This is a genomic window from Longispora urticae (assembly GCF_053902585.1).
Genome location: NZ_JAQZSH010000011.1, coordinates 125,943 through 143,580, shown reverse-complemented (window position 1 = coordinate 143,580; position 17,638 = coordinate 125,943). Strand labels below are relative to the sequence as shown.

Genomic DNA, 17,638 nt, shown 5'->3' with positions numbered 1-17,638 from the left:
GATTGTGCCCGATCCCACAGCCACACTCTGGGACGCTCTCGGGCGCACGTCCCATCCACCGGTAAGGTGCAGGAAGTTACCGCCAGCGTTAGGAGCATCGTGGCACTCGTCGTGCAGAAATATGGTGGCTCCTCGGTCGGTGACGCCGAGCGCATCAAGCGCGTGGCCGAGCGCATCGTCGCCACGCGCAAGGCCGGCAACGACGTCGTCGTTGTGGTCTCCGCGATGGGCGACACGACCGACGAGCTTCTCGACCTCGCCAACCAGGTGAGCCCGCTGCCGCCTGGCCGCGAGCTGGACATGCTGCTCACCTCGGGGGAGCGGATCTCGATGGCCCTGCTGGCCATGGCGATCCACAACCTGGGGTACGAGGCGCGGTCCTACACCGGTTCCCAGGCCGGCGTGATCACCACGTCCGTGCACGGCAAGGCGCGGATCATCGACGTGACGCCCGGCCGGCTGAAAACGGCCCTGGACGAGGGCGCGGTCGCGATCGTCGCCGGCTTCCAGGGCGTGTCCCAGGACACCAAGGACATCACCACCCTCGGCCGGGGCGGCTCGGACACCACGGCCGTGGCCCTGGCCGCCGCCCTGCACGCCGACGTGTGCGAGATCTACACCGACGTGGACGGCGTGTTCAGCGCGGACCCGCGGATCGTGCCGGACGCCAAGAAGCTCGACACGATCACGTACGAGGAAATGCTGGAGATGGCGGCTACGGGCGCGAAGGTGCTCATGCTGCGGTGCGTGGAGTACGCGCGGCGGTTCAACATGCCGATCCACGTCCGTTCGTCTTACACCAACAAGCCCGGGACCATGGTCTCCGGTTCGATGGAGGATCTTCCCGTGGAGCAGGCACTCATCACCGGCGTCGCGCACGACCGGAGCGAAGCGAAGATCACGATCGTCGGCGCCCCCGACGAGCCGGGCACGTCCGCTGCCATCTTCCGCGCCGTCGCCGACGCCGAGATGAACATCGACATGATCGTGCAGAACAACTCCACGGAGGGTACGGGCCGCACGGACATCTCCTTCACCCTGCCGAAGGAGGACGGCGCCGCCGCGATGACCGCCCTCCAGCGGATCCAGGAGAAGGTCGGCTTCAAGGGCCTGCTGTTCGACGACCACGTCGGCAAGGTGTCCCTGGTCGGGGCCGGGATGCGCTCGCACCCGGGCGTGACCGCGATCTTCTGCGAGGCGCTGGCCAGCGCGGGCGTCAACATCGAGATCATCTCCACCTCGGAGATCCGGATCTCGGTCGTGTGCCGCGACACCGACCTCGACGCGGCGGTCCGCGCGATCCACGACGCCTTCGAGCTCGGCGGCGACGAAGAGGCCGTGGTCTACGCCGGCACCGGCCGATAGCCGTGACCCGTCTCCCCACGCTGGCCGTGGTCGGCGCGACCGGCGCGGTCGGCACCGTCATGCTCGAACTGTTGAGTAGCCGCAAGAACGTCTGGGGCGAGATCCGGCTGATCGCCTCGGCCCGCTCGGCCGGCCGCAAGTTGTCGGTCCGCGGCGAGCAGGTCGAGGTTCTCGCGCTCACCCCGGAGGCGTTCGACGGGGTCGACGTGGCGATGTTCGACGTCCCCGACGAGGTGTCGGCCGAGTGGGCGCCGATCGCGGTGTCCAAGGGCGCGATCGCCGTGGACAACTCCGGCGCGTTCCGGATGGACAAGGACGTGCCGCTGGTCGTGCCCGAGGTCAACCCGGAGCATGTCCGGAACCGGCCGCGCGGCATCATCGCCAACGCGAACTGCACGACCCTCGCCATGATCCTGTCGCTGGCCCCGCTGCACCGGGAGTACGGGCTGCGCGAGCTGATGGTGTCCTCGTACCAGGCGGCGTCCGGTGCCGGGCAGATCGGCGTGGACACGCTGCACGACCAGCTCTCGAAGCTGTCGGGCGACCGGTCCGCCGGCACCCGGACCGGTGACGTGCGCCGGGTCGTGGGCGACGACCTGGGCCCGTTCCCGGCCCCGCTGGCGCTGAACGTGGTGCCGTGGGCCGGTTCCGTCAAGGACGGCGGCTGGTCCAGCGAGGAGCTGAAGATCCGCAACGAGTCCCGCAAGATCCTGGGGCTGCCGGACCTCAAGGTGTCGGCGACGTGTGTCCGGGTGCCGGTCGTGACCGGGCACTCGGCGTCGCTGCACGCCATCTTCGGCTCCGAGGTGGACGCCGACCGGGCCCGCGAGGTGCTGGAGGCCGCGCCGGGCGTGGTCGTGTCGGACAACCCGGCCGAGGCGGAGTTCCCGACCCCTGCCGACGCGGTGGGGACCGATCCGACGTGGGTGGGGCGGATCCGGCGGTCGCTGGACGATCCCCGGGCGCTGGACTTCTTCGTCGTGGGGGACAACCTGCGCAAGGGCGCCGCGCTGAACACGGCGCAGATCGCGGAGCTGATCGCGGCGGAGTGGCACTAGACACCTGCTCGAACGGACGACGGCACCTTCCCTGCGGGGCGGGTGCCGTTTCCGTTGACCCCAGCAAGCACGCCACTGTGCAGAGCGGCGGCGGGTGAAAACGGTCACCGTTCGCCGAATGTCCGTTGAGCTGGGGAAACAGGGAGGCACATCTCACGTAGCGGGACGAATTGTCTGAGGGTTGGTTGATCACGTAACGTGGTCGTGTCATGTGGCGCGCGCATCTTCTCCTTCGCTGCCGCGGCGAGGCCTCTCAGGCCGGCACCTCGCCGCGGGTTCCGACGCGCCTCTAGGGCTCGTCCGCCCGGTCGCTCTCGCGAAGAAACTCCCCAGAGATGACCTCCCGGAAGGCGTGACATGTCGCCCTTTGACACCCAGAAGCCCAGTAACATGCCGTTCGGCCGCTATCAGGCGTACCCCTTCGGTGTGGATCTGCCCGATCGACAGTGGCCGGGCCGGCGGATCGAGCAGGCCCCGCAGTGGTGCGCCGTAGATCTGCGCGACGGCAACCAGGCGCTGATCGACCCGATGTCCCCCGAGCGGAAGCGCAGGATGTTCCTGCTGCTGGTGAGCATGGGGTACAAGCAGATCGAGGTCGGCTTCCCGTCGGCCAGCCAGACCGACTTCGACTTCGTCCGGATGCTGATCGAGGACGGGCTGATCCCCGACGACGTGATCATCCAGGTGCTGACCCAGTGCCGGGAGCCGCTGATCGAGCGGACCTTCGAGTCGCTGCGGGGCGCCAAGCAGGCGATCGTGCACTTCTACAACTCGACGTCCGCGCTGCAACGCCGGGTCGTGTTCGGCCTGGACCGCGACGGAATCAAGGACATCGCGACGTCCGGCGCGCGGATGTGCCAGAAGTACGCGGAGATGCTGACCCCGGACACCGAGATCTACTACGAGTACTCGCCGGAGTCCTACACGGGCACGGAGCTGGAGTACGCGCTGGAGGTGTGCTCCGCGGTCATCGACGTCATCGCGCCCACCCCGGACCGCCCGCTGATCATCAACCTGCCGGCGACGGTGGAGATGGCCACCCCGAACGTGTACGCCGACTCCATCGAGTGGATGCACCGCAACCTGCCCCGGCGCGAGTCGCTGATCCTGAGCCTGCACCCGCACAACGACCGGGGCACCGGCGTGGCGGCCGCCGAGCTGGGGATCGCCGCCGGGGCCGACCGGGTCGAGGGCTGCCTGTTCGGCAACGGCGAGCGCACCGGCAACGTGGACCTGGTGACGCTCGGGCTGAACCTGTTCGCCCTGGGCATCGATCCGATGATCAATTTCGACCAGATCGACGAGATCAAACGCACCGTCGAGTACTGCAACCAGCTGCCCGTGCACGAGCGCCACCCGTACGCGGGCGACCTCGTCTACACGGCCTTCTCCGGCTCGCACCAGGACGCCATCAAGAAGGGGCTCGCGGCCGTGGACCCCCGGCTGTGGGAGGTCCCGTACCTGCCGATCGACCCCGCCGACGTCGGGCGCTCGTACGAGGCGGTCATCCGGGTCAACTCGCAGTCCGGCAAGGGCGGCGTCGCGTACATCATGGAGTCCGAGCATCATCTCGTCCTGCCCCGCAGGTTGCAGATCGAGTTCTCGGGCGTCGTCCAGCGGCACACCGACGGCGAGGGCGGCGAGGTGTCCCCGGCCGCGATGTGGCAGATCTTCGAGACGGAGTACCTGACCCCGGGCCGGCTGCGGATCGACACGTACTCGACCTCCACGGCCGCCGGCAAGGCCGAGGTCACGGCGCAGACCACCCTGGGCGAGCTGACCGGCGTCGGCAACGGCCCGATCGCCGCCCTGGTCTCGGCGTTGTCCGCCGTGGACATCGACGTGACCGTCCTGGACTACGCGGAGCACGCGCTCGCCTCGGGCGGGGACGCCAAGGCCGCCGCGTACGTGGAGTGCGCAATCGGCGGCGAGACGTACTGGGGCGTCGGCGTGTCGGACAACATCGTCACGGCCTCGCTGCGGGCGGTCACGTCGGCGGTGAACCGGGCGGAGTAGCCAGCGGTGTGGGCCGGTCTTCCGGGGCCGGCCCACACCGAACCTGACCCAGCCCGGGCAGTCACTGCGGCCCGGACCGGGTCTCCGGAGGCCACCGTTCGGCACCCCGGGGCGGGTGTTCGGCACACCCGGGCGCGTTTGACCCCTGGGCTGATGTTCAGCTCCCCGGGGCGGGCCTAGCGTCCGAGCATGAGGGGCGCGACCCGGAGCACCACGATCATCACGCCCAACCACGCGACCGACGCGCCGATTCCCGCGATGGCCATCCACCGACCGTCCTGCCCGGTCCGCTGGATCCTGACCAGCGCGCCGATGCCGAACAGGATCCCGAGGAGCCAGATCCCCAGCGCCCCGAACACGAACGACGCGATGGCGTGCCCGCTGAAGCCGACCGGCGGCGCGGTCCAGTGCGGGGTGTCGTCCTCGATGACGGGCGGCCGTAGCGGGCCGTTGCGGTACCCGTCGGCGGCCGGGTCCCAGGAGTCCGTGCCCCAGTTGGCGTCGGTGGGCCTGGCGGGTTCGCGGGCCCAGTCCCAGGCCTTGTCGAGGTCGCGGCCGTCCACCTGATCGACGGCCGGCGCGACGTCCTGGCCTGCCCGGGCCCAGTCCCATGCCTGGTCGAGCTTGTGGTCGTTGGCCCAGTCGCGCCCCAGTGCCCGGTCGGGCTGCGCCGGGACCGGGCCGCGGGTCTGCGGCCGCTGGCCGGCCGTGTCGCCGGCCGGTCGCGCGTCGGCCGCCGAGCCGGGGCCGTTCTCCGGTCCCTGGTCCCTGATTTCCTGCTCCAGGAGCGGGCCGCGTGGCCCGGCCGCTCCCGTGTTCGTCCCGCTGGCGGTTGCCGCCTTCTCGTCGTGTTCCGACATCTGTGCCTCCCCGTAGCAACGGCGGACACGTTAGCGGAACCGGGCCGCGCCCGCCGCCCCGCCTCAGCCGCCATGGACGGCCGTCACAGCCCGCCTCACTCCCCGTGGATGGCGAGCGCCGAGGACCAGACGGCACCGCGTGCCCGCCGCTGGTGACTCCGGTCGCCCGTGTCACGGTCGGGGGTGACTCCCTGGGCTCCGGCCTTCAGGAACCGGGTCGGCTCCCGACTCGTAGCTAGATGATGTTCTTCGGGGTTGGTTCGCAGTCGCCGGGTCGGAGGAGCACCGCCGCGGTCAGGGCGCCGCACGCCATCAGGCCCGCGCAGAACAGCATCGCGATCCGGTAGCCGTCGGCGAACGCGACCGGGCTGGTGTACGACCCGGCGGACAGCCCGGCGAGCGCCGGCAGCGCGGCCACCGCGAGGAGCCCGGCAGCCCTGGCCACGGCGTTGTTCACCCCGCTGGCGACCCCCGCGTACCGGTCCGGGGCCGCCGCGAGCACCGCCGAGGTCAGCGGCGCGACGACGATCGTCAGCCCGACGCTGAGGACGAGCACGCCGGGCAGGACCGTGGTGAAATACCCGGCGCCGGCCCGGAGCAGCAGGAGAATGCCGACCGCGCCGGTCAGCGGCCCCATGATCAGGGGGATGCGCGGGCCGATCCGCTGGCCGAGCGCGCCGGCCCGGGGCGAGAACACGAGCATGACCAGCGTCAACGGGACCAGGGTGAGGCCCGCGCCGAGCGCCGAGTAGCCGTGCGACACCTGGAGGAAGATGACGAGGAAGAAGAGGCAGCCGGACAGGGCCGCGTACACGAAGAACGTCACCAGGTTGATCACGCTGAACGCCCGGACCGTGAACATGGCCGGCGGCACCATCGGCGCGTGGCTGCGCCGCTCGATCCACACGAACGCCACCCCGGCGACGAGCCCGGCGACCCCGGAGATCAGGTCCCCGTTGATCAGGGCGAACGTGATCCCCGCGAGGCTCAGCGCGCCGAGCACCGCGCCGGGGAAGTCGAACCGGGCCCGCGTCTCGGGCGACCGGCTCTCCGGCACGAACTTCCAGGTCAGCACCACGACCAGCACCGCCAGCGGCATGTTGAGGAAGAACACCCACCGCCAGCTGAACGCGTCGACCAGCCAGCCGCCGACCAACGGGCCCGCCGCCGCCGCGATCCCGCCGAACCCCGACCACGCGCCGATCGCCCGGGCCCGGTCGCGCGGGTCGAACGCCGACTGGATGATCGCCAGCGAGCCGGGCGTGAGCAGTGCCGCCCCGACGCCCTGGAGCACCCGGGCCGCGATCAGCCAGCCGATGCTCTGCGACGCCCCGCACAGGATCGACGCGCCGGTGAACCAGAAGACCCCGATCAGAAACACGAGCCTTCTGCCGTACCGGTCCCCCAGCGCCCCGCCGAGCAGCACGAACGCGGCGAGCGTCAGCGTGTACCCGTTGACCGTCCACTGGAGCCCGTCCAGCCCCGCGCCGAGGTCGCGGCCCAGGTGGGGAAGGGCGACGTTCACGACGGTCGAGTCGAGCAGTGCCATGCCGGACGCGAGCACGGTCGCGGCGAGTGTCCCGCGCCCGGCCGGATCCTTCAGCAACATGGCCGAATTGTCCCCCAAACTGGCACGGATCGCAGGTATTCAGTTCCTTGCTTCGTTCCCGACCCGCGAGCACGCTTGAGGGGTGTCTCCCCTCACGCGTGGTATCGCACTCCTCGTCACCGCCGCTCTGCTCGGCGCATGCGTCCAGCCGGCCACCGGCACGTCCTCCGACAAACCCAGCAGCAACACGCCCGGGAAGGGTGCCACGGCGAAGACCCAGTTGGCGGCCCTGAAGACCGCGGCGTCCCGCTCCATGGCCGGGTACAGCCGGGAGAAGTTCCCGCACTGGCGCGCCCAGGGCGGCGGCTGCGACACCCGCGAGTTCGTCCTCAAACGCGAGGGCACGTCCGTGAAGACCGACAGCGCCTGCAAGGTGACCGGCGGCTCCTGGACCAGCCCGTACGACGACGCGAAGCACACCGTCGCCATCGAGATGGACATCGACCACATGGTCCCGCTCGCCAACGCGTGGCGCTCCGGGGCCAACGACTGGACGAACGAGAAGCGCGGCGACTTCGCCAACGATCTGGACCGCCCGCAACTCTTCGCAGTCACCGCCTCGGTGAACCGCGCCAAGGGCGACCAGGATCCTTCCACGTGGAAGCCCCCGAGCCGGTCATACTGGTGCAGTTACGCGGAGAGCTGGATTAACGTCAAGTCACATTGGCAGCTCACCGTTACCGAAGCGGAGCGCACCGCGCTCACCGACATGCTGGGGACGTGCACATGACCTCACCCAAGCCTGGCCCCCCTCCGGGGCGGACCGCCGCACCCGCCGCTCCTGTTCCGGCGGCTCCGGGGACCCCTCCCGCCGCGCCTGCCGCGCCGGCTCCGGCCGCGCCCGTGCCCGGGGCTCCGGTGCCCGCGCCGCCCGCCGGGGGCTCCGTGCCGGCCGCGCCTGCCGCCGCGCCGGTGCCGGCTCCCGCGGCTGCTCCCGCGCCCGCCAAGCCGTTGCGGACCGACATCGTGGCTGGTCCGGGCGGGGTGATGACCGACGAGGCCGGGGTCGTGACCGGGGATCTGACCCTGTCGACGACGGCCGAGCACGGCAGCGCGACGGTGAAGGTGCAGTACAAGGACGCGGACGAGTGGTACACGGTCACCGGGTCCAAGGTGAGCCTGCGGGACGCGGCCGACGCGGAGGCGATCCACGCCCTCGCGGTGGGCCTGCTCAACCGCCCCTCGGGCTGACCGGCACACGAATACGGGGAACGTGACCGCCGCCCTCAGGCAGCGGGCGCGTTCCCCGCACTCGTCGTGGCCTGCGGTTCGCAGTACCCGTCGGATCGTCGTTCTCAGCGCACGACGGCGCCGTCGCGTGGCCTGATCACGCCCGCGTCGATCTCCGCCGTGTAGTGGCACGCGACCTTGTGCCCCGGCCGGACCTCGATCAGCGGCGGCCGGTCCGTCGCGCACAACGTGTCCTGCTTCCACGGGCACCGGGTGTTGAACCGGCAGCCGGTCGGCGGGTTCGCCGGCGAGGGCAGGTCACCCCGGAGCAGGATCCGCTCGCGGCGGTCCTCCACCTCGGGGTCGGGCACGGGCACGGCCGACATCAGCGCCCGGGTGTACGGGTGCAGCGGCGTCGCGTACAGCTCCCGGGACGACGCCTCCTCGACCAGGCCGCCGAGGTACATCACGCCGACGATGTCGGAGATGTGCTTCACCACGGCCAGGTCGTGCGCGATCACGAGATAGGTGAGGCCGAGTTCGCCCTGGAGCTCCTCCAGCAGGTTGATGACCTGGGCCTGGATGGACACGTCGAGGGCGGACACGGGCTCGTCGGCGACGATCAGGTCCGGCCCGAGGACGAGGGCGCGGGCGATGCCGATCCGCTGGCGCTGCCCCCCGGAGAACTCGTGCGGGTACCGCGACATCGCCCACCGGGGCAGCCCCACCGCGTCGAGGGTCTCCATGACCTTGGCCCGGCGCTCGGCGGAGTTCGCGCCGATCCCGTGCGCGACGAGGCCCTCGGTGAGGATGGACTCGACGTTCTGCCGCGGGTCCAGGCTGGACATCGGGTCCTGGAAGATCATCTGCATCCGGCGGCGGCTCTTGCGGAGCGCCTCCCCGTGGAGGGCGGCGACGTCCACGCCGTCGAACACGACCCGGCCGGCGGTGACCGGGCTGAGCCGCAGCAGCGCCCGGCCGAGGGTCGACTTGCCGCAGCCGGACTCGCCGACCAGGCCGTACGTGCCACCCCGGGGGACTTCGAGGTCGACGCCGTCGACGGCGTACACGTGGCCGACGGTGCGGTCGAAGAGGACGCCCCGCCGGATCGGGAAGTGCACCTTGAGCCCCTGGACGGACAACAGTGTCATACCCGCTCCTCAGAGGTCGCCAGTTCCGCACGCACCCGGGTGCCGCCCCGGGTGCCGGCCGCATCCACGCCGGGCCAGGCGCCGGCCGCATCCGCGCGAGGCCGCGTGCCGGCCGCATCCGTGCCAGGCCGCGTGCGGGCCCCATCCGTGCCACGCCGCGTGCCGGCAGCATCCGCGCATGCCCGGGCCATCGACCCGGTGCTCAACGGGGTCATACCCGCTCCTCGTGGGTCACCGGGTTCACGCACCGGCACAGGTGCCCCGTGAACGTGTCCTCCAACGCGGGCGGCCCGCCCACACAGGCGTCCACCGCCCGGTCGCACCGGGGCTGGAACGCGCACCCCTCGGCCCACGGCAGGGCGTCGCGGACCGAGCCGCGGATCGGGCGGAGCGCCTCGTCGACGTCCGCGTCGAGCCGGGGAATCGACCCGAGCAGCCCGTGGGTGTACGGGTGCCGGGGCGCCGCGAACAACGGCCGGCGCCCGGCGGCCTCGATGACGCGCCCCGAGTAGAGGACGTTCACCGTGTCGCACAGCCCCGCGACCACCCCGAGATCGTGGGTGATCATGATCATGGAGGTGCCGAACTCGCGCACCAGGTCCTTGAGCAGTTCGAGGATCTGGGCCTGGATCGTCACGTCCAACGCGGTGGTCGGCTCGTCGGCGATCAGGAGCCGGGGCCGGCACGCGACGGCCATCGCGATCAGCGCGCGCTGCCGCATGCCGCCCGACAGCTGGTGCGGGTACTCCCGCAGCCGCCGGGTCGGGTCGGGGATGCCGACCCGGTCGAGCAGGTCGGCGGCCTCCTTCTTCGCGGCGTCCCCCTTGAGGCCCCGGTGCCGGCGGAGCACCTCGGTGACCTGGAGACCGATCGAGATCACCGGGTTCAACGAGGACAACGGGTCCTGGAAGATCATGGCCACGTCGCGGCCCCGGACGTCCCGCATGGCCCCGGGGTCGAGCTGGAGCAGGTCCGTGCCCTCGAACAGGGCCTTGCCGCCCAGCCGGACGCCGCGCTTGGGCAGTAGCCCCATGAGGGCCAGGGACGTCACGCTCTTGCCGCAGCCGGACTCGCCCACCAGTCCGACGATCTTGCCCTCGTCGACGGTGAAGCTCACCCCGTCGACGGCGCGCACGTCGGGTTCGCCGCGTCGGGTGAACGCCACCGTCAGGTCCTGCACATCGAGCAGGCTCATGGTCACCGCCGGAGCTTCGGGTCGAGGGCCTCGCGCATCGACTCACCCAGCAGGGTGAAGCCGAGCGCCGTGATGATGATCGCGACCGCCGGGAAGATCGACATCCGGGGCGCGACGGACAGGTAGCGTTGCGCGTCGGCCAGCATGACCCCCCATTCCGGGTACGAGGAGTTGGCGTTGCCCAACCCCAGGAACGACAGCCCGGCCGCCTCGATGATCGCCACCGCCAGGGTCAGGGTGGCCTGCACGATCACGGGTGCGATGGAGTTGGGCACGATGTGGCCGAACACGATCTTCGGTTTGCGGACCCCCAACGCCGTGGAGGCGAGTACGTAGTCCGAGTGCGCCTGGGCGAGCATCGAACCGCGCAGCAGGCGGGCGAAGATCGGTACGTTGATCGTGCCGACCGCGATCATGACCGTGGGCAGCCCGTTGCCGATCATCGCCGCGAGGCTGATCGCGAGCAGCAGCCCCGGTACGGACAGCAGGATGTCGATGAACCGCATGATCACGGAGTCGATCCAGCTGCCGACCCGGCCGCCCAGCCCGGCGGCGGTGCCCGAGGCGATGCCCAGCGCCGAGCCGATCACCAGGCCGAACAGGGTGGCCAGCACGCCGACGAGCAGCGAGATCCGCGCGCCGATCAGCAGCCGGCTGAACTCGTCCCGCCCCAGGTTGTCCACGCCGAGCAGGTTGCCCGACCGCGGCCCGGGAAAGATGCCGTTCGCCTCGCTGATGTCACCCCGCCAGGTCTGCGCCACCGGGTCGTACGGCGCGAACAACGGGCCGAGCAGCGCGATCAGCAGGAACACCACGATGATCACGGCGCCGACGACGGCCGGGGGGCTCCGGCGGACCCGCTTGAACGCGACCCGCCACAGGCTCTCACCGGTCTCCGCCCGGCTGGCCGCCAGTACGGCGAGCCGGTCGATCCGGTCCTTCTTCCGGCTCATCGCACCCTCACCCGTGGGTCGATCAATCCATAGGACACGTCCACTGCGAGGTTCACCAGGACATACAGCAGCGCGATCAGCATGATGAAGCCCATCAGCACCGGGTAGTCCCGGAACTCGATGGCGTCCCTCAGGAACGAGCCGATCCCGCCGAACGCGAACACCGTCTCGGTCAGCACCGCGCCGGACAGCAGGCCGCCGACCGCCAGGCCGATGACCGTGGCCACCGGGAGCAGCGCGTTGCGCAGGATGTGCCGGCCGCGCACGGTCCGCTCGGTCAGGCCCTTGGCCTCGGCGGTCCGGACGTAGTCCTCGCTGATCACCTCCAGGACGCTCGCCCTGGTCATCCGCACGATGATCGCGAACGGAATGCTGGCCAGCGCGATCCCGGGCAGGATCAGGTGCAGCAGGGCGTCGCCCGCCGCGTCCCACTCGCGGGTGATGATCCCGTCGAGGACGAACATCCCGGTCACGTGGGTGGCCTCGAGCAGGTCGCTCTGCCGGCCCGAGGACGGGAAGATGTGCAGGTACTCGGAGAAGACCGCCTTGAGTACGTAGGCGAGGAAGAACACCGGGACGCACACGCCGAGCAGCGAGCCCATCACGGTGCCGCTGTCGAGCCAGGTGCCCCGGCGGCGCGCGGCCATGTACCCGAGCGGAATGCCGATCCCGATCGCGATGACCAGGGCCGTGACCGTCAGCTCCAGGGTCGCCGGGAACCGCTGACCGAACTCGGTCATCACCGGCCGGCCGGTCTGGATCGAGGTGCCGAAGTCGAACGACAGCAGCCGGCGCATGAACCGGCCGTACTGCACCACCAGCGGCTCGTCGAGCCCGAGGGACTGGCGGATCTGCGCCCGGCGCTCCTCGGTGGCCCGCTCGCCCAGGATCGACGTCTCGGGGCCGCCGGGCAGCCGGTGCAGCCAGATGAACAGGAGCAGGGACAGCCCGAACATGGTCGGTACCAGTTGCAGCAGCCGCCGGACGATGAAGCGAATCAAGAAGGACCTCCAGGACGGGCGCGGCACCCCTGAGCGATCAGGGGTGCCGCAACCGTGGCCGTTATGACGTGAACTCGGCCGTGTAGAACTTCTCGTCGGTCAACGGGCTCGGCTTGACCCCGGTGACGTTCTTCGCGAAGGCGATCGAGGGCGGCGAGGACGACAGCGGCAGGCCCGGGAGGAACTCCATGATCTGCTTGTTGATGGCCTTGTACATCTCGATCCGCTTCTCGCGGTTGGGCTCCAGGTCGACCTTCGCCAGGGCGTCGCGCAGGGCGGCGTTGTCGAAGCTCCACTCGGGCTTCTGCCGGCCGAAGAACGTGCCAGCGAAGTTGTAGCCCTCGTTGTAGTCACCGGTCCAGCCGACGATCCACAGGTCCGGCTTGCCGGCGCGGACGTCGTCCAGGTAGGTCGGCGACCACTTCTCGGGCACCGGGGTGACCTTGATCCCGGCCTCTTCCAGCCCGGACTTGACGATCTCGAAGATGTCCTTCGGGTTCGGCATGTACGGCCGGGTGACCTCGGTCGGGTAGTAGAACTTGAGCTCCACCCCGGTCGCGCCGGCCTCGGCGAGCAGCGCCTTGGCCTTGTTGACGTCCCGCGGGTACTTCTTCACGTCCGTCGCGTAGCCCTCGACCGAGTCCGGCATGAACTGGTCGGCGACCTTCGCGCCGTTCGGGAGCTTCGACTTGACGAGCGCCTCGCGGTCCACCGCGTACGCGATGGCCTGCCGGACCCGGATGTCGGCGAGCTTCGGGTTGTCCTGACCCATGCCCAGGTAGAGCACGTTGAACGGCGGGCGGGCCGGGACGTTGAAGCCCTTGCCGGTCAGCGAGGCCACGTCGGCCGGGGCGACCAGGTCGTAGCCCTGGATCTCACCGGCTTCGAGGGCCTGGCGGCGGGCGTTCTCGTCCGGGATGGCGCGGAAGATCAACTTGGCGATCTTCGCCTTGTCGCCCCAGTACCCGTCGAACCGGTCCATCGTGACCTTCTTGTTCGCCCGGTCCCAGCTGGTGAACTTGAACGGACCCGTGCCGACCATCTTCTCGAGCGCGTACTTCGGGTACGTCAGGTTCTGCGCGTCCCCGCTCATCGACTCGCCCGCGTACTCCGCGAGGGCCTTCGGGCTCTGGATCGACATGGCGGGCAGCGTGAACGCCCCCGGCAGCCGGCTCGTCGGCTTGTTCAGCGTGATCACCGCGGTGTTGGCGTCACTGGCCGCGCAGCTCTTGAAGTTCGACGGCGGCGCGGTCGGGCTCTCGCTCTTGGCGAACCCGCCGAACGTGTCCAGCCAGTACTCCGCGACGTTCTGGTACAGGCCGGTGAAGTTGTACCACCGGTTGAAGTTCGCGCACACAGCCTCGGCGTTGAAGTCCGTACCGTCGTGGAACTTGACACCCTTGCGCAGGTTGAACGTCCACGCGGTGCCGTCCGCCGACACGTCCCACTTCTCGGCGAGGCGGGGCACGAGCTTCGCGGAACCGAGTTCGTTACCGATCAAGGTCTCGAGGACCTGACGCGGCGGCCGGTACGTCTCGCCGTCCGTGGCGAGCGCGGGGTCGAGCACCTTGGGCTCCCCCGCGGTACCGAAAACGAGCGTCTTGTCCTTGCTGTTCGAGCTGCTATCGCGCTTGCTTTCGGCGCAACCGGCGACGCCGACGGTCAGCGCCGCTATCGCTGCGACCGCACAAGCGGTCCTGAACCTGCTTCGTTGCATGATTCCACCTCGGCTGTGACTGGGGTCACTCTCTGGAACGCACCTTAGTGGCCCGAAGGGCGCAGGAGGAATAGATGGAGATAGGTCGTGGTCAAATTGTGCCCTGTGTCACTCTCGGTAGTGGACCGAGGGGCGTGCGAGGGTGGGTCATGGCCTTCTCAACCCGCCGCAGAATCGTCGTGTTCGGAGTCGACGGCGTCCGGACCGACACCCTCGCCGCCGCGCGCACCCCGCGGATCGACGCGATCGCCGCCGAGGGCTTCCTCGCGACCTTCGCGCTCAACGACCTGGCGCCCACCGTGTCCGGCCCGGGCTGGTCGAACATCGCCACGGGCGTGTGGGCCGACAAGCACAACATCGACGGCAACATCTTCGCCGACCACCGGCTCGCCGACTACCCCGACTTCCTCACCCGGCTGCGCACCGCCCGGCCCGGGATCAGGACCTACGCCGCCGCCGACTGGCCGCCGCTGGTCGGCCCCGACTGCGAGGGCCCCGTGTTCGCCACCCCTTGTCGGGTACTGCGTCTCGAAGCCCACGAGCACGACTACGACACGACCGGGGCCGACATCGCCCTCGACGCGGCCCGCACGCTCGGCTCGGGCGACTACCACGCCGCGTTCGTCTACTTCGGCGAGCCGGACGAGATCGCCCACCACGAGGGGGTCACGCCGAACTACCTGGCGGCCGTGGAGCGGGCCGACGCGCGGATCGGGCAGGTGCTGGACGCGATCCGGGCCCGTCCCGGGTTCGCCGACGAGGAGTGGACCTTCATCGTGGTCACCGACCACGGGCACATCGACACCGGCGGGCACGGGGGGCGGGATCCGTGGGAGGCGCAGGCCTGGATCGCGGCCTGCGGGCCGCTGGTGCCCCGGGGTGAGGTGACGACGGAGCACGCCGATGTCGCGCCGAGCGTGTTCGCGGCCCTCGGTGTGGAGGTGGACCCGGCGTGGGGCCTGGAGGGACTCCCCTTCGGCGAGCGCACCCCGGGTTCCTGAACCCGGCCGGGGCCGGCCTGGCCGGGTCGGGTCTGGCTGGTCGCCGGCGGCAGGGCGGCAACGGGTGCCGGCCCGGCTTCGGTCGGGCCGTCGCGTGGTTCGCGTGGCAGGATCGGGATCGTGCAGCGCTTTCGGACGTGGGACGGCACCGAGCTCGCCTACCGGCTGGTCGGATCGGGCCCGCCGCTGGTGTGCGTGCCGGGCGGCCCGGGCCAGGCCGTCGAGTACCTGGCGGACCTCGGTGGACTGTCCGCGCACCGGACGCTGGTGCTGCTCGACAACCGGGGTACCGGGGCGTCCGACGTGCCCACCGACCCCGCCACCTACCGGGTCGACCGGCTCGCCGAGGACATCGAGGCACTCCGCGCGCACCTCGGCCTCGGGCGGATGGACCTGTTCGGGCACTCGGCCAGTGGCGGGACGTGCATGGTGTACGCGGCCCGGCACCCCGACCGGCTCGACCGGCTGGTCCTCGTCGACCCGTCGTTGCGGGTGACCGGCATCCCGTCCGACCTGGGCGTGGAGGAGGTGCTCGCCGAGCGGGCCGACGAGCCGTGGTTCGCCGAGGCGGTGGCGGCGCTGACCGCGGAGGCCGGTACCCCTCAGGAGTTGGAACGGTACCGCTGGCTGTCGGCGCCGCTGCTCTACGGCGCGTGGAACGCGGCCGCGCGGGCCCAGGCCACCGCCGAGCCGGGGCAGTTCGCGGCGCCCGCGACGGACGGGTTCTACGCGGGCTTCGAGCCCGACCCGACCCTGCCGGCGCGGCTCGCGGACCTGTCCACGCCGGTGCTGCTCGTGGTCGGCGAGCACGACATCTGGCCGACCCGGACGGCCGTTCGCGAACTGGCGAACATGTTCGGCAAGGCGGATGTGGTGGTACTGCCCGGAGCCGGGCACTTCCCGTGGGTGGACGACCCGGCGGCGTTCGCGACCACCGTGTCGGCCTTCCTCGCCGGGAGCGCCCGGTGACCCGCTAGACGGTCCGGCGGCCCTCGAAGGCCCGGCCGAGGGTGATCTCGTCCGCGTACTCCAGGTCGCCGCCCACCGGCAGCCCGCTCGCCAGCCGGGTCACGTTCAGCCCCATCGGCTTGACCAGCAGCGCCAGGTACGTCGCCGTCGCCTCGCCCTCGGTGTTCGGGTCGGTGGCCAGGATCAGCTCCTTCACCTCGCCGCCCCGCAACCGGGTGAGCAGCTCGCGGATGCGCAACTGGTCGGGCCCGATGCCCTCGAGCGGGTTGATGGCGCCGCCCAGCACGTGGTACTTGCCCCGGAACTCGCCGGTCCGCTCGATCGCGACGACGTCCTTGGGCTCCTCGACCACGCAGATCACCTCGGTGCCCCGGCGGGGGTCGCGGCAGATCCGGCAGCTGTCGTTCTCCGAGACGTTGAAGCACACGTCGCAGAACCGGACGAGCTCCTTCACCCTGTTCAGGGCGGCGGACAGCCGGGCCACGTCGGCGTTGTCGGCGGCGAGGATGTGGAACGCGAGCCGCTGGGCGCTCTTCGGGCCGATGCCCGGCAGCTGTCCCAACTCGTCGATCAGGTCCTGGATCGCGCCCTCGTACACGGTCTAGAACCCCGGGAGGCCGAGGCCACCGAGCGCGCCGGTGATCGGTCCCATGATCTTCTCGGTGAGCTTCTGCGCCTCGCCGTTGGCCGCGTGCACGGCCGCCACGACGAGGTCCTCGAGGGTCTCGACGTCCTCGGCGTCCACGACCTTCGGGTCGATCTTGATGCTGCGGAGTTCGCCGGAGCCGGACACGACGGCCGTCACGAGGCCCCCGCCGGAACTGCCGCTGACCTCGGTCTCGGCGAGCTGCTGCTGGGCCGCCGCCACCTGCTGCTGCATCTGGGCAGCCTGCTGCATGATCTTCTGCATGTTCGCCACGGCGGCTCCCCCTCTGTCGGTTTCGCCACCCAGCCTATCGCCCCACCACCGACCCCCTGGCCGGGCGGGCAACCCTCCAACCCCGAGACCTTTTCGGGGTACCGGACAGCCGGGCGGTCGTGCGCCCCGGCCGGCCGCGCGTTCGCACCCCGGCGGTCCGGACCCGCTTTCGGCTACCCGCCGGCCGTCGCACGCTCGGTGGGCGCCCGGTTCAGCGGTGGGTGGTGACCACGTGGGTGCGGAGGAGCTTGTCGGCGAAGGTCTGGCGCTGGGTGTCCCAGATCGGGAAGAACCAGCCGGCGAGCAGCGAGACCGTGTCGAAGAGGTGCGCGACGTCGCGGAGCAGCGCCCGCCACAGGCCGATCGGCTCGCCGGAGTCGACGGACGCCAGCCGGATCCGCAGCAGCCTGCGCCCCACGGTCTGCCCGGTGCGCCCGCTGAGGTACCACCGGTTGGCGGCGACCAGGACGAACGCCACGATCCCGCCGATCAGCGCCCGGTCCAGTGCGGCGACGCCGAGGAGCACCAGAGCCACGATCCCGACATCGATGAGGTACGCCGCCGCGCGGAGCACCCAGTGCGCGTACTTCGGCCTCTTGTGGGCGGGGATCCGACTACCCCGGGCATTCTTCGCCATGAATCCGAAGTCTGAAC

17 protein-coding genes are annotated in these 17,638 nt (G+C 70.7%); 7 read left to right on the top strand and 10 right to left on the bottom strand.

Annotation, left to right across the window (positions count from 1 at the left end; genetic code table 11):
* Positions 1-99: 99 nt before the first annotated feature.
* The 3 genes from PT931_RS05645 to leuA all read left to right on the top strand — a co-directional run bounded on the left by PT931_RS05645 (position 100) and on the right by leuA (position 4,439).
* Entirely contained in the window at positions 100-1,365 is a 1,266-nt protein-coding gene (locus PT931_RS05645) for an aspartate kinase (RefSeq protein ID WP_363724873.1), read from the top strand.
* Between the two features lie 2 nt (positions 1,366-1,367).
* Entirely contained in the window at positions 1,368-2,423 is a 1,056-nt protein-coding gene (locus tag PT931_RS05640) for an aspartate-semialdehyde dehydrogenase (protein ID WP_456244616.1), read from the top strand.
* A 357-nt stretch (positions 2,424-2,780) separates the two neighbouring features.
* Complete coding sequence (gene leuA, locus PT931_RS05635) at positions 2,781-4,439, top strand: 2-isopropylmalate synthase (RefSeq protein WP_456244615.1); 1,659 nt, start codon at positions 2,781-2,783, stop codon at positions 4,437-4,439.
* 176 nt (positions 4,440-4,615) lie between these two features.
* Here the strand turns inward: leuA and PT931_RS05630 are convergent, their stop codons facing one another.
* Both PT931_RS05630 and PT931_RS05625 read right to left on the bottom strand, forming a co-directional pair.
* Entirely contained in the window at positions 4,616-5,299 is a 684-nt protein-coding gene (locus PT931_RS05630) for a DUF4190 domain-containing protein (protein WP_456244614.1), read from the bottom strand.
* 235 nt (positions 5,300-5,534) lie between these two features.
* Positions 5,535-6,908, bottom strand: a complete 1,374-nt coding sequence (locus PT931_RS05625) for an MFS transporter (protein ID WP_456244613.1) — start codon at positions 6,906-6,908, stop codon at positions 5,535-5,537.
* 82 nt (positions 6,909-6,990) lie between these two features.
* On the opposite strand from PT931_RS05625, the gene PT931_RS05620 reads away from it, so the two are divergent.
* The gene (locus tag PT931_RS05620) at positions 6,991-7,638 is read left to right on the top strand and encodes an HNH endonuclease family protein (RefSeq protein ID WP_456244612.1); all 648 of its coding nucleotides are present in this window, start codon (positions 6,991-6,993) and stop codon (positions 7,636-7,638) included.
* A 128-nt stretch (positions 7,639-7,766) separates the two neighbouring features.
* Positions 7,767-8,099, top strand: a complete 333-nt coding sequence (locus PT931_RS05615) for a hypothetical protein (protein ID WP_456244611.1) — start codon at positions 7,767-7,769, stop codon at positions 8,097-8,099.
* Positions 8,100-8,203: 104 nt separating this feature from the next.
* Here the strand turns inward: PT931_RS05615 and PT931_RS05610 are convergent, their stop codons facing one another.
* The 5 genes from PT931_RS05610 to PT931_RS05590 form a co-directional block, all read right to left on the bottom strand.
* The gene (locus PT931_RS05610) at positions 8,204-9,229 is read right to left on the bottom strand and encodes an ABC transporter ATP-binding protein (RefSeq protein WP_456244610.1); all 1,026 of its coding nucleotides are present in this window, start codon (positions 9,227-9,229) and stop codon (positions 8,204-8,206) included.
* Positions 9,230-9,440: 211 nt separating this feature from the next.
* A complete protein-coding gene (locus PT931_RS05605; RefSeq protein ID WP_456244730.1) occupies positions 9,441-10,424 on the bottom strand; it encodes an ABC transporter ATP-binding protein in 984 nt (327 codons plus the stop codon).
* Positions 10,425-10,426: 2 nt separating this feature from the next.
* Positions 10,427-11,377 carry an ABC transporter permease gene (locus PT931_RS05600; RefSeq protein WP_363724857.1) on the bottom strand — a complete coding sequence of 317 codons (951 nt, stop codon included), beginning with the start codon at positions 11,375-11,377 and terminating at the stop codon, positions 10,427-10,429.
* Positions 11,374-12,378: an ABC transporter permease gene (locus PT931_RS05595; RefSeq protein WP_456244609.1), complete on the bottom strand. Its 1,005-nt coding sequence runs from the start codon at positions 12,376-12,378 to the stop codon at positions 11,374-11,376. The genes PT931_RS05600 and PT931_RS05595 overlap by 4 nt, the downstream gene beginning before the upstream one ends.
* Before the next feature lie 61 nt (positions 12,379-12,439).
* A complete protein-coding gene (locus PT931_RS05590) occupies positions 12,440-14,095 on the bottom strand; it encodes an ABC transporter substrate-binding protein (RefSeq protein WP_456244608.1) in 1,656 nt (551 codons plus the stop codon).
* Between the two features lie 149 nt (positions 14,096-14,244).
* Between PT931_RS05590 and PT931_RS05585 the strand changes: the two genes are divergently transcribed.
* Both PT931_RS05585 and PT931_RS05580 read left to right on the top strand, forming a co-directional pair.
* The gene (locus PT931_RS05585) at positions 14,245-15,096 is read left to right on the top strand and encodes an alkaline phosphatase family protein (RefSeq protein ID WP_456244607.1); all 852 of its coding nucleotides are present in this window, start codon (positions 14,245-14,247) and stop codon (positions 15,094-15,096) included.
* 165 nt (positions 15,097-15,261) lie between these two features.
* Positions 15,262-16,065, top strand: a complete 804-nt coding sequence (locus tag PT931_RS05580; protein ID WP_456244729.1) for an alpha/beta fold hydrolase — start codon at positions 15,262-15,264, stop codon at positions 16,063-16,065.
* 4 nt (positions 16,066-16,069) lie between these two features.
* Here the strand turns inward: PT931_RS05580 and recR are convergent, their stop codons facing one another.
* From recR to PT931_RS05565, 3 genes are all read right to left on the bottom strand, one after another.
* Entirely contained in the window at positions 16,070-16,663 is a 594-nt protein-coding gene (recR, locus tag PT931_RS05575) for a recombination mediator RecR (RefSeq protein WP_456244606.1), read from the bottom strand.
* Positions 16,664-16,666: 3 nt separating this feature from the next.
* A complete protein-coding gene (locus PT931_RS05570) occupies positions 16,667-16,975 on the bottom strand; it encodes a YbaB/EbfC family nucleoid-associated protein (RefSeq protein ID WP_456244728.1) in 309 nt (102 codons plus the stop codon).
* Positions 16,976-17,195: 220 nt separating this feature from the next.
* The gene (locus PT931_RS05565; RefSeq protein WP_456244605.1) at positions 17,196-17,621 is read right to left on the bottom strand and encodes an RDD family protein; all 426 of its coding nucleotides are present in this window, start codon (positions 17,619-17,621) and stop codon (positions 17,196-17,198) included.
* Positions 17,622-17,638: the final 17 nt, after the last annotated feature.